Genomic DNA, 11,860 nt, shown 5'->3' on the forward strand with positions numbered 1-11,860 from the left:
CTTTTTACTTCTTAGTTATCTTCACATCTGTAACAGAAACACCTTTCATATCTCCTGATATAGGGGTGCCGTTCGTGTTCATTTTGAAAGTAAAATTCATATCAATTACAGACTTAACCGGAAACATGGCGGAAATATCATAAACCATAGTACCTTTTCCGGCGCCTTTTATATCCATTTTACCGGCACCTTGTGGTAGGTCCATGGTCATGTCTAATGTTTGGTCCAGGTCAAAAATGGCCTCGCTGGTTTTGATCTCTTTCAGGGTATATTTAATTTTGGTCATTACTTCAGTACTGCCGGCACCTACCGGCACACTCACCGGCACACTCTGTTCAAAAGTATCCCCTATTTTCAGGGTTGCTTCCGGAAAGCTGTACTGGTTAAAAACCTGTGATAGCTGTGCTTGTGCCGCGGTTTTTGCAGCCACGTTTGTTGTATCGCCATTAATTCCGTCTATAACAAATTTCTTTGTGTCGTTTGTGTAATGTCCCAGGAAACCAAAACCTTTAAGGGAGGTCTCTCCCAAAGGGAGCGCCTGTCCGTTCATGCTACCACTCATGGCAAAGTCAGTGTACGTTGCTGTAAACGGAACCTCTTTCTTTGCGTTGGTAGCCTTAGTAGCCAGATCTATAGCCGTGCTCATATTCATTTTCATCAACATAGACGAAGGCTGGCCAGCCGCTTTCAACGCTTGCGCAACAGTCTCGTCGCCAATATTCATGTTCATATCCATGTCCGTTTTATAGGTAGTGGCGTAGTTTTGCATAGGCAAATATTTTACACTAAACTTTAGTGTTTGCTGCGCAAATAAACTTTGCGACACCAGCAACGCGATACCCGCTATAAAGGCCTTTTTCATGATAAGATCTTGATTAAATATTGTTTAAGCTAAGCGTTTTATTTTTTCTTCAACTGGCTTTTATCTATCACCACATAAATAGTATCAATTACCCTGCCAGTGCGTGTATTTTGGCTTCCGAATAATGAGGCCATATTTTTATCCAACACCTCTACTTTATCTATAAAGTGATTGGTTTCGCCGCGATTGTCAAACCAGTTTTTTCCCTTCGCTTCGTGGTATACCAGTTTAACCTTCCAGCCATGTTGGGCGGCACTGTCCAACTGCTTTATAATGGTTGGGTTGGGTTTATCATTATCTAATGAAAAATCAAACGGTACACTGCTGTTCATACCTGTTTGGGTTACATTCAGGTGCCCTTCCCATGATTTCCACCACAAGCCGGTATAAGAAAACTGGGTAATTACACCAATACGCTCACCGTTAGAGTAATTTTCAGAGCAGGATGTCATCACAATAGCAACAAGGCAAATCAGTATAATTTTTTTCATAGCATGTTTTTCTTAATATTAGATTTGAAGCAATGCAAAATGTTACATCAAAAGCTCCTCTTTCAGGGGGCTGGGGGGCTAAAAGCATTCCATCCCTGTGCCTTAAGCGCATGCATGTTTCCCGCTTTGGTTACCAGGTTGCAGCCCGATGCCGGCTCGGTTATATGCCCAATTATAGTTATATCCATTTTGAATTTAATCTTATCATAATCAGCCTGGCGAACGGTAAACAACAACTCGTAATCTTCGCCGCCGCTTAATGCACAAACAGTGGGATCAAGATTAAAGCCGCGGGCGGTTTCAAAGGTCATTGGGTCAATAGGAATCTTCTCCTCGTAAATACTGCATCCTTTGTTGCTCTGTTGGCAAATATGTAAGATCTCTGATGCCAGGCCGTCAGACACATCTATCATGGCGGTTGGTTTAACATCAATATCTTTTAACAATTCAACTATGTCTTTACGTGCTTCGGGTTTAAGCTGGCGCTCTACAATGTAATCTTTGCCTTCCAGATCAGGCTGAATGTTTGGATTCTCCAGGTAGATCATCTTTTCGCGTTCCAATAACTGCAAACCCATATAAGCGCCGCCCAGATCGCCGGATACACAGATTAGATCGCCCTCCTGCGCGCCATTGCGGTATACAATATCCTCTGCATCGGCATAACCAATGGATGTGATGCTGATAACCAACCCTTGTTTTGATGCTGATGTATCGCCACCTATAACATCAACGCCATATTTTTTGCAGGCTATGTATATACCCTCATATAGTTCCTCAATGGCCTCTATAGGAAATTTGCTCGACATGCCCAGTGACACTGTTACCTGTGTAGCCATACCGTTCATAGCATATATATCGCTCAGGTTAACCTGTATGGCCTTGTAGCCCAGATGCTTTAGAGGGACATAAGCCAGATCAAAGTGAATACCTTCCAACAATAAATCTGTAGATACCAGCATTCTTTTCCCTGCCGGGTCTAATACGGCTGCATCATCGCCTACACCCTTAATGGTGCTTGGTTGAACCAACGCTATATTATCAGTTAAATGCTTTATCAGGCCAAACTCGCCTAAGGCCTCTATATTGGTTTTCTCTTTATTATCAAACATGCTCTTCGCTCACTAATATTAATACACGCAAAAATAAGAAAGCTGTACCTTATTACAGCTGTTTTTTGTTGAGTTAAATAAACCCTTCGCTCTTGCCCACAGATTAATTAAGATCGCTTTTATAATAATAAACTTAATGAAAGGTTAATATTAGATTGTGATATTTACCAAAAAAACATTTACCTATGATTTTAAGAAAATTATCCCTTTACGCCATATTGGCGCTAACGGTAATTGCCGCCGGTTGTAAAAAAAACAGCATCGAAGACCTTCCCCCAACAGGAACGGAGACACCGGCCCCAAAACCTTACACTATCGTTGAAACATTTGAGTCGGGCAGTAAGGGCGGTTATGCAGTTGCCGATGTAGCGTTACTGACCGGCTCGTGGAAGTTTGACGATGCCTTAGTTGGTAACCTTGCGGCCGACGTTAAAAACGATACAAAGTCAGTACGCCTTCGTACCGGCAGCATTGCCATGAATTTTGACTTAACCGGCGTAACACAAATTCAAATTAAACATGCCAAATATGGCGCCGATGCCGCTTCTACCTGGCAGTTATCTATGTCTGTAGACGGCGGCACAACTTATACGCCTTTGGGCGATGCTGTTAATGAAACCAACACGACCTTAAAAACAGATTCTTTTGTGGTAACGGCTACAACCAAAGTAAGGTTTAAAATTTCTAAAGCAGGTACTACGCGCATCAACATTGATGATATCACTTTTAAAGGTAAAGGCGACCCCGGCCTAATTCCCGGTATCCCTGATGTTCCTGCCGGACCGGATACCACACAAACCGGCACCCCATCGGGCGCAAGGGGCGTAATTGTTGGTTCAGATGCCCCACCTGCATCGGGCGATAACAGTAATATGTTGTTTGGTAACCCATCAAGCGCCCAGCCGGTAATGGCCATGATGAACAATTATCTTATAGATCAAGGTTATTATATTGAATCTTATAACGCTACTAAAGGTACACCCAACTGGGTAAGTTGGCACTTGGATGCCACCAATACTACTAACTCTGCGCCACGCGTAGATAATTTTGCCGCCTTTAATGGTTTGCCGGCCAGCTGGTTTTCGGTGCAGAGCAATAGCTATAACTACGGTACTTACGGGTTTGACAGGGGGCACAATTGTCCATCAGCCGACAGAACGAGTTCTGCTGATGCAAACTCGGCTACGTTCCTGATGACAAACATGATTCCGCAGGCTCCGCAAAATAATCAGCAAACATGGCGGTTTTTAGAGGAGTATTTGCGATCTCAGGTAGTACTGGGCAATGAGGTTTATGTTATAATGGGCTCTTACGGCACAGGTGGTACGGGACTTAAAGGCCCATTCAATGCTATATTGTCTGGTACCGGCCAAATTAATGTTCCAAGTCATGTATGGAAAATTGCCGTGATAATTCCTGCCGGTAATAGCGATGTGGGGCGCGTTTCTTCATCTACACGTGTTATTGCCGTTAATACGCCCAATATTAATACAATAAGCACAGATTGGAAACAGTATATAGTAAGTGTGCGCGATATAGAAACGGCCACAGGTTACAACTTGTTATCAAATTTGGCACAAAGCATTCAGGACGCTGTAGAAACCAAAAAAGATCCCGGCAATTAGATCTTACCCTTAACCTGTTTGCTAAAATAATTACCCGCGCTTTACTAAGTTTGCGGGTAATTATTTTTATTGATGCCGCTACAAAAGCTATCAGCGTTTTGCTGTTTACTGTATGTTCTGATGCTAAGTGCCTGTAATAGCATCACATCAAATGATAGCATCAAAATACAGCCCCTTATCAGCCTTATAGCTATCCAACAAAAGCCGGTCTATACCATTATCGAAGATTTTGAAACCGGCAAAAAAGCTAACTATACCGAGGGCGGTATTCAATTAATAACAGGTACCTGGCACTTAAAAAACGCTTTGTTGGGCGAAAAGGACAGCGATGTAAAAAACGGTTTGCAATCAGCCCGTATACGTTCAGGTTTTATAGCCATGAATTTTGATTTGGTAGGTGTAAAACAGATCAGCATAAAACACGCTAAATATGGGCATGATGCTGATTCAAAATGGCAGTTGTACTTTTCTGTTGATAGCGGAACCTCTTACCTTCCTATTGGTGCTGCCATACACGACACGGACACCGTTTTAAAAACAGACTCTTTTGCTTTTAATATAGCAAAAAAGGTACGTTTTAAGATAGTTAAAAAAGGTACTGCCCGCATTAATATAGATGATATCACCTTTAAAGGTACCGGCGATGCAGGAATTGTCATCGGCGTTCCGGAAGTTCAACAACCTGATACTGTAAAGGTGCCATCCGGTGCCAAAAGGGGTGTTACTGTCGGCAACGATGCTCCGCCTGCCATCGGCGATAACAGCAATATGTTATTTGGTAATCCATCGGGCGCGCAGCCGGTTATGGCCATGGCCGATAACTATTTGATGGATATGGGTTATTACATTGAATCATACAATAATACCAAAGCGGGGCCTAACTGGGTTAGCTGGCATTTAGATGCAAAAAATATAAGCGGTACAAGCGAAAGGCTTAATAATTTTGCTGCTTTTAATGGTTTGCCTAAGGACTGGTTTACGGTAAAAAGCAATAGCTACAGTTATAATACCTATGGATTTGACAGGGGTCATAATTGCCCCTCAGCCGATAGATCAAGTTCTGTTAACGCCAATTCATCTACTTTTTTGATGACCAATATGATCCCACAGGCACCCAACAATAACCAGGATACCTGGGGAAATTTTGAGGACTATTTACGCTCACTTGCTTTACAAGGTAACGAAGTTTATGTTATAATGGGTAGCTATGGTTCCGGAGGTACAGGTGCCAAAGGTTTTTTTAGCGACATTACATCAGGCAACTATAAAATAAATGTGCCTGCTTTTATATGGAAGGTGGCTTTAATAATCCCGGCAGGAAATAACGATATCAGCAGAATTAACACGTCAACCCGTGTTATCGCTATTAATACACCCAATAAAAATGATGTTAGTAAAGATTGGAAACCTTACCGGGTAAGTGTGCGGTATATTGAGTTGGCCACCGGCTATAACTTACTATCCAATTTGCCCCAACATATTCAGGATGCTTTAGAATCCAAAAAATATCCGTTATAAAAAAAGGTTCCGAATTATCCGGAACCTTTTTTATTCGGCGTCGCGTAAATTTTTTTTAGAATTTAAAGCCTAAACCAACCTGCCATACCTGGTTACGGTAATCGGGTGTATAGGTATTACCGTATCTATCTGTTTTTTGCAAATTTATGGCGTAACGGCCGTGTATATCTACATTGCGGTTAATATCAAAGCTTACACCCACCACTCCATCTAAATAAGTTTTATGGCCATTATTGTCGCTGTCATAAGTTGATCTTTCGGTAACCACAAAACCATCATCATAAGTATTGGTGGTAGACATTAACCACGATAACTGCGGACCCACCAAAATATTGAAAGTGGGTGCTACCTTAATTTTAGCCAACAATGGCACATCAATAAAATGCGTACGTTGAGTAAAATTTCCGTAAGTGGTGCCTACCCTGTAACCCCTTTGCGAATACAGTACTTCGGGAGCGAAAGAAACAGGCTGAATTATAGGCAGATCAGCAAATAAACCCAAATTTAAACCCACCAGGCTACCGGTGGTGTAACCATAATCGCGGGTACTTACGCTGTTTGAGAAATTGGCTCCAATTTTAAATCCAAAACTGGGTTGAAATGAATTGTAATTATTACTTCGTTGTTGTACATAACGCGGTGCCGGGGCACGCCTAACCGGTTGGCGATAAACTCTACGTTGCGCATTCGCACTCATCGCTATCACCATTACTGTTGCTAAAAAGAAAAGTTTTTTCATAATCGTATGTTGTTGTTAATACGATTTTAGAGCGGAAGCAGTAATAAAGGTTTAATCAATTAATTTGTCATAGCGAGGTACGAAGCAATCGCGAATTTTGTACGGGCGATTTGCTACCTCGCGATTGCTTCGTACCTCGCTATGACAGGTTTTTACAAACCCAACCTTGCTGATATCTCCAGCATTCTTTCAATAGGTTTTACAGCCTTTTCAATAATATGCTGCGGTACGGTTATCTCAGGCATTTCATTTTTCAGGCACAGGTATAATTTCTCCAGTGTATTACGCTTCATATGCGGGCAATCATTGCAGGCGCATTGGTTATTCGGCGGCGCAGGAATAAAAACTTTATCAGGGTTTTCCTTCTGCATCTGGTGGATAATACCCGGCTCAGTAGCTACAATAAATTCTTTAACAGGGCTGTTAGTAGCATATTTTAATATCCCTGTGGTTGATCCAATATAATCAGCCATTTTTAAAACAACGTCCTCACATTCAGGATGTGCCAACAATTTCGCGTTAGGGTAACGTTCTTTTAAACGGGTAATTTTCTCTTGCGAAAATATCTCGTGTACCATGCAGGCACCATTCCATAAAACCAGGTCGCGGCCGGTCTTTTTCCCCACATAGGCCCCTAAATTTTTATCCGGTCCGAATATTATTTTTTGGTCCTTTGGCAGGCTTTCCACAATTCCAATAGCGTTGCTTGATGTGCAGACTATATCGCTTAAGGCTTTTAACTCGGCCGTGCAGTTTACGTAAGTTATCACCAGGTGATCAAGATATTGCTCCTTAAACTTTTTAAACAAATGCGGTGGACAACTATCAGCTAATGAGCAACCTGCCTTTACGTCGGGTAGTAAAACCTTTTTTGTTGGCGATAATATTTTTGCTGTTTCGGCCATGAAGTGTACCCCGGCAAAAACAATAATATCGGCATCGGTTTTTGCAGCCTGCTGCGATAATCCCAAACTATCCCCAATATAGTCTGCAATATCCTGTATATCAGCGTCCTGATAATAGTGAGCAAGTATAACCGCATTTTTTTCCTTTTTAAGTTTTTCTATTTCAGCAAAAAGATCAAGCGTTGGGTCTATGTATTCCTCAACGTAGCCTTTCAGATTTATTTCTTCGAAGGTATTCATTTCAACAATTCAATTAATAACAACTAATTATTTTAAATAAAGAAACCTATTGTTATTATGGTGTTAGTTATGTGTATAAATAGAATGAATTAGGTATTGACAGATATATTACTAACGGGTTATTAACATATCTAATTAAAATTTTACATTTTATTGAGCTGATTTTTAGACGAGTCTGTTAATCAAAGTTTAATTTTAAAAGTTATTTGTTAATAGTTTATGACGTTAGTAAATGTTAACTTCATGTGCTTTGTATCTCAAAAGTAGCTTAAAAGATTTAGTGTTTATGAGCGTAAATGCGAGTTATCCACGATTAGTTATTTTATTAATTATTTACTTACACAAAATTAACATCTTTAAGGGCTATTATTAACAAAGGCATTAATTTTACACATATACCATATATTTTATGACCAGATCTGTGGATTTCCTGGTAGTAGGTTCGGGCATTGCCGGTTTAAGTTTTGCACTAAAGGCTGCAAAACACGGTAAGGTACTGATAGTTACAAAATCAAACGAAGACGAATCAAACACTAAGTATGCCCAGGGAGGAGTGGCCGTGGTTGTGGATAAAGAAGAAGATTCTTTTGAAAAACACATAAACGACACCCTTGATGCGGGTGATGGGCTATGTGATAAAGAGGTTGTAGAGATAGTTGTTAAAGAGGGACCTGAAAGAATTAATGAAATTATTGAGTACGGAACCAATTTTGACCGCACCAATGAGGGTATTTTTGACCTGGCTAAAGAAGGTGGACATTCTGAATTTAGGGTGTTGCATTATAAAGATATCACCGGTTTTGAAATGGAGCGTGCTTTATTAGAGCAGCTGCATCAAAATCCAAATATTGAGATATTGACACACTATTTTGCTTTAGATATTATTACCCAGCATCATTTAGGCGAGTTTGTAGATAAATCAAGTACCAATATTGAATGTTATGGCATTTATGCTTTAAACACCGAAAATAAAGAAGTTGATAAGATCTTATCTAAGGTTACAGTAATGGCTTCGGGCGGTGCAGGGCATATTTATTCTATAACCACTAATCCTACCATAGCAACCGGTGACGGTGTAGCCATGGTTTATAGAGCTAAGGGTAAGGTAAGAAATATGGAGTTTATCCAGTTCCACCCAACAGCATTGTATAATCCGGGCGAATACCCTTCTTTTCTTATCTCAGAGGCTGTAAGAGGTTTTGGTGGGATTTTAAAACGTACCAATGGAGAAGAATTTATGCAAGAATACGACGAGCGTAAATCATTGGCGCCGCGTGATATTGTGGCCAGAGCTATTGATGCTGAGGTTAAGAAATCAGGAGAGGATTATGTTTATTTAGATATTCGCCATCGCAGCAAAAAAGATATACTGGCGCATTTCCCTAATATTTACGCCAAGTGTTTAGACATTGGTATAGATATGACAAAGGATATGATCCCGGTTGCGCCGGCCTGCCATTATATGTGTGGCGGTGTTCTGGTTGATCATTATGGAAGATCATCTATCAATAGGTTATATGCCTGCGGAGAGTGTTCGTCTACCGGACTGCATGGTGCCAATCGTTTAGCATCAAATTCGTTATTAGAAGCCTTGGTGTTTGCGCACCGTATATATACAGATGCTTCGCAACAATTTGAGAGTAAAGTTATTCCGGATAATATTCCTGACTGGGATGAAAAAGGCGTTCAGCTTTCTAATGAAGATATCCTGGTTACCCACAATGTGCGCGAAATGCAGAAATTGATGAGTGATTATGTAGGTATAGTAAGATCTGATTTTCGTTTAGAAAGAGCCCTGCGTAGATTGGGTTTACTGCATGAAGAAACGGAGGATTTTTATAAAAAAACAAAGGTGTCTGTTAAGCTATGTGAACTGCGTAATTTGATACAAGTGTCCTTTATCGTAGTAAAATCTGCCATGATGCGTAAAGAAAGCAGGGGATTACATTATACTACTGATTATCCGGATCATCAGCAGATTTTAGAGGATACGGTATTTTAAAGAGCGGAAAACGGGATTCGAACCCGCGGCCTTCAGTTTGGGAAACTGATGCTCTACCAACTGAGCTATTTCCGCTTATATTTACATCAAACATAATAAAAATACTAAACACGGAATCAATCCATCAATAATTAAGACGATGCCGCTTATCCTACCTGTAAAAGATAAATCCCCCGCTTGGGGCAATGATTGCTTCATTGCTGATAACGCCACGATAGTTGGCGATGTGCAAATGGGCAACAATTGTTCTGTTTGGTTTAACGCGGTCATCAGGGGTGATGTTAACTACATTAAAATTGGTAACAATAGCAACATACAGGATGGGGTGGTCATTCACGGGACGTATCTAAAAGCGGGAACAGATATAGGTAACTACGTGTCTATCGGTCATAATGCATTGGTACATGGGTGCACCTTAAAAGACCACTCCCTGGTGGGCATGGGAGCCATTGTAATGGATGGCGCGGTTGTAGAAGAGTATGTTATCATTGGCGCCGGCTCTGTGGTATTAGAGAGGAGCATATGCGAATCCGGCTATCTATATGCCGGTTCTCCTGCCAAAAAAATAAAGGCGCTAACAGATGAGCAAAAAGCCTTATTAGACAGGCTGCCCGATAATTACATTCTCTATTCCGGCTGGTTTATGGAGAAGTAACCGGCTCGGCAGGAATTTGTAAGGTTGCTGTATCCGACCAGTTGGCACGCACCGTATATATATTCGGGTTTAACCAAATGTTTTCCGGCTGCTTTTTTCTGAAGATACTTCCAGGGTCCCACTTACCATTTTTGTTGGTGTCGTAGGTAACCCTTATCTGATATTTGCCTGCCAGCAGCATCTTATAATCAATAGCAGAGTTACGGCTAATACGATTCGTTCGGATGACGGTTTTTTGATCATTATTTGCGGTTATCAGTTCTACAACATAACTTTTGGCGGTATCCAGAACCGATATTCGCATAGTTTGCTCTCCGTAGTTTTCAGCGTTGTCTAAAGAAAATATTTTCTGCACCTTTTTTATTTTGTCACCGAAGAACCCTGTAATTGAGTTTTCATTGAAAATCAGGGTGTACTTTGCTTTTGGTTTCCAGCGATATTTGAAGTAGAGTTTTTTACGCGTAGCGGTATCGCGTTGAGCAGTATAATTTACTTTAGCAGAATCTTCCATCAACGTTATTGAAGACTGATCAAAGCTTTCTATCGGCATGTTGGATGTAACTATCAGATCACTGCCAGGTTTGATAAAACCATTTGGGTTAATGTTATAATTTAAGGCTAAATTTCGTGTAAAAGTTTCACGACGGCCTTTACGTAATGTTACGGTATCAAATGCTATCCCGTTTTCGTATGTAGCCAGTTTAACAGAGTCAAAATCCATGTTTTTTGAGTATACATTTATGGAGTCGCCTGCCTTATTAATTTCAACCAACTTCTGGGCGTCAAGCGCCTCCGGTGATATTATTCTTACCGATGGGCGGTTAAGCGGTCTGTTTGCTATCAGAAACATGCTACCGTCCCGATCAAACGTGCGGTTGGTAAAACGTAAATTGTCGGGTACCTCTTTAAACAATGTTAAATTGATTCCCGCAGTATCTTTTTTTAATTGAATCGGATTGGCCTTGAAAGCAATTAGCTCGTTATCGCCATTATAAATTTTATCTGCTGCGGTTTCTTTTAAAGCATATATTTTATAGCTATCAGATTTTAGATTGCTGAACTTAAAATTTCCCGCACTATCAGTAGTTGTAAATAAGGTTGGTTTCTTTTTTCCGAATAGCGTCGAGTCTTGTTTCAAATTGAATAGCAATACCAGCGCGTCCTTTTCCTTTTGTTGGGTGAGCGCGTTTGATACTGTTCCGCTTATGGTAAGCGAATCAATAGATGGGCCGGTTGCAAAAACGTAAGTAAGATTTTTTACGGTGTTCCCTTCGTTTACATCGGCAATGGCTTTACCAAAACTGATAACATAAGTGGTGTTGTTTTGAAGAGAGTCTTTTAGTTCTATTACCAATTTTTTTTGTTTCTGGGTATATTCCGGGCTTCGTTCTTGCGCTGGCGATACACTAATTTCTTGGTACTGATTATTGAGTTTAAAATATTCGTCAAATTCCAGTTCTATTTTTTTTCCGGTAAAATTTCGGGTATGGTCTGCCGGCGTAGTGTTCAATAATTTTGGTGCCGCCCGGTCGCGCGGGCCACCTTGCGGCTTTTGTTGCACTGCGCAGCCCGACAAGGCCAATAAACCCAAAAACAAGGGCTTTAAATAAGGAAGAAACAGCCGTTTTTTATTTAACATTATTTTTAAGCGATATAAACAACTTTTTTCTTTTTATGAAGGCTATCATTAAAAATTGAAAATAATGGCCTA

10 protein-coding genes and 1 tRNA gene are annotated in these 11,860 nt (G+C 40.6%); 4 read left to right on the forward strand and 7 right to left on the reverse strand.

Annotation, left to right across the window (positions count from 1 at the left end; translation table 11 throughout):
* Nucleotides 1-4: 4 nt before the first annotated feature.
* From ACVW2L_RS18045 to thiL, 3 genes are all read right to left on the reverse strand, one after another.
* Nucleotides 5-862, reverse strand: coding sequence for a hypothetical protein (locus ACVW2L_RS18045; RefSeq protein ID WP_457129348.1), 858 nt, complete (start codon nt 860-862; stop codon nt 5-7).
* Nucleotides 863-900: 38 nt separating this feature from the next.
* Nucleotides 901-1,353, reverse strand: coding sequence for a hypothetical protein (locus ACVW2L_RS18050; protein ID WP_457129349.1), 453 nt, complete (start codon nt 1,351-1,353; stop codon nt 901-903).
* 62 nt (nt 1,354-1,415) lie between these two features.
* Nucleotides 1,416-2,465: a thiamine-phosphate kinase gene (gene thiL, locus ACVW2L_RS18055; RefSeq protein ID WP_457129350.1), complete on the reverse strand. Its 1,050-nt coding sequence runs from the start codon at nt 2,463-2,465 to the stop codon at nt 1,416-1,418.
* Nucleotides 2,466-2,650: 185 nt separating this feature from the next.
* On the opposite strand from thiL, the gene ACVW2L_RS18060 reads away from it, so the two are divergent.
* Together ACVW2L_RS18060 and ACVW2L_RS18065 are read left to right on the forward strand one after the other, a co-directional pair.
* On the forward strand, nt 2,651-4,090 hold the full coding sequence (locus ACVW2L_RS18060) for a DNA/RNA non-specific endonuclease (RefSeq protein ID WP_457129351.1): 1,440 nt from the start codon (nt 2,651-2,653) through the stop codon (nt 4,088-4,090).
* 120 nt (nt 4,091-4,210) lie between these two features.
* Nucleotides 4,211-5,608, forward strand: coding sequence for a DNA/RNA non-specific endonuclease (locus ACVW2L_RS18065; protein ID WP_457129352.1), 1,398 nt, complete (start codon nt 4,211-4,213; stop codon nt 5,606-5,608).
* Nucleotides 5,609-5,663: 55 nt separating this feature from the next.
* Here ACVW2L_RS18065 and ACVW2L_RS18070 read toward each other — a convergent pair whose 3' ends face one another.
* A complete protein-coding gene (locus ACVW2L_RS18070; RefSeq protein WP_457129353.1) occupies nt 5,664-6,347 on the reverse strand; it encodes a porin family protein in 684 nt (227 codons plus the stop codon).
* A 152-nt stretch (nt 6,348-6,499) separates the two neighbouring features.
* Nucleotides 6,500-7,492 (reverse strand): quinolinate synthase NadA, encoded by a 993-nt coding sequence (gene nadA / locus ACVW2L_RS18075; RefSeq protein ID WP_457129354.1) that lies wholly within the window; start codon nt 7,490-7,492, stop codon nt 6,500-6,502.
* A gap of 409 nt (nt 7,493-7,901) precedes the next feature.
* Here nadA and nadB point away from each other — a divergent pair, with 409 nt between their 5' ends.
* A complete protein-coding gene (gene nadB, locus ACVW2L_RS18080; RefSeq protein WP_457129355.1) occupies nt 7,902-9,494 on the forward strand; it encodes an L-aspartate oxidase in 1,593 nt (530 codons plus the stop codon).
* A gap of 2 nt (nt 9,495-9,496) precedes the next feature.
* On the opposite strand, the gene ACVW2L_RS18085 is transcribed toward nadB, so the two are convergent.
* Nucleotides 9,497-9,569: transfer RNA gene (locus ACVW2L_RS18085), tRNA-Gly, on the reverse strand.
* A 64-nt stretch (nt 9,570-9,633) separates the two neighbouring features.
* On the opposite strand from ACVW2L_RS18085, the gene ACVW2L_RS18090 reads away from it, so the two are divergent.
* The gene (locus tag ACVW2L_RS18090) at nt 9,634-10,149 is read left to right on the forward strand and encodes a gamma carbonic anhydrase family protein (protein ID WP_457129356.1); all 516 of its coding nucleotides are present in this window, start codon (nt 9,634-9,636) and stop codon (nt 10,147-10,149) included.
* Here the strand turns inward: ACVW2L_RS18090 and ACVW2L_RS18095 are convergent.
* Nucleotides 10,136-11,788 carry an Ig-like domain-containing protein gene (locus ACVW2L_RS18095; protein ID WP_457129357.1) on the reverse strand — a complete coding sequence of 551 codons (1,653 nt, stop codon included), beginning with the start codon at nt 11,786-11,788 and terminating at the stop codon, nt 10,136-10,138. The two genes, ACVW2L_RS18090 and ACVW2L_RS18095, sit on opposite strands and share 14 nt — an antisense overlap.
* Nucleotides 11,789-11,860: the final 72 nt, after the last annotated feature.

Source organism: Mucilaginibacter sp. HD30 (assembly GCF_054061755.1).

What these genes read in the sequence shown, in the direction of transcription:
- ACVW2L_RS18090 (WP_457129356.1), top strand. Translation starts at nt 9,634, where the DNA reads ATGCCGCTTATCCTACCTGTAAAAGATAAATCCCCCGCTTGGGGCAAT.
- ACVW2L_RS18065 (WP_457129352.1), top strand. Translation starts at nt 4,211, where the DNA reads ATGCTAAGTGCCTGTAATAGCATCACATCAAATGATAGCATCAAAATA.
- ACVW2L_RS18045 (WP_457129348.1), bottom strand. Translation starts at nt 862, where the DNA reads ATGAAAAAGGCCTTTATAGCGGGTATCGCGTTGCTGGTGTCGCAAAGT.
- thiL (WP_457129350.1), bottom strand. Translation starts at nt 2,465, where the DNA reads ATGTTTGATAATAAAGAGAAAACCAATATAGAGGCCTTAGGCGAGTTT.
- ACVW2L_RS18070 (WP_457129353.1), bottom strand. Translation starts at nt 6,347, where the DNA reads ATGAAAAAACTTTTCTTTTTAGCAACAGTAATGGTGATAGCGATGAGT.
- ACVW2L_RS18060 (WP_457129351.1), top strand. Translation starts at nt 2,651, where the DNA reads ATGATTTTAAGAAAATTATCCCTTTACGCCATATTGGCGCTAACGGTA.
- nadA (WP_457129354.1), bottom strand. Translation starts at nt 7,492, where the DNA reads ATGAATACCTTCGAAGAAATAAATCTGAAAGGCTACGTTGAGGAATAC.
- ACVW2L_RS18050 (WP_457129349.1), bottom strand. Translation starts at nt 1,353, where the DNA reads ATGAAAAAAATTATACTGATTTGCCTTGTTGCTATTGTGATGACATCC.
- nadB (WP_457129355.1), top strand. Translation starts at nt 7,902, where the DNA reads ATGACCAGATCTGTGGATTTCCTGGTAGTAGGTTCGGGCATTGCCGGT.
- ACVW2L_RS18095 (WP_457129357.1), bottom strand. Translation starts at nt 11,788, where the DNA reads ATGTTAAATAAAAAACGGCTGTTTCTTCCTTATTTAAAGCCCTTGTTT.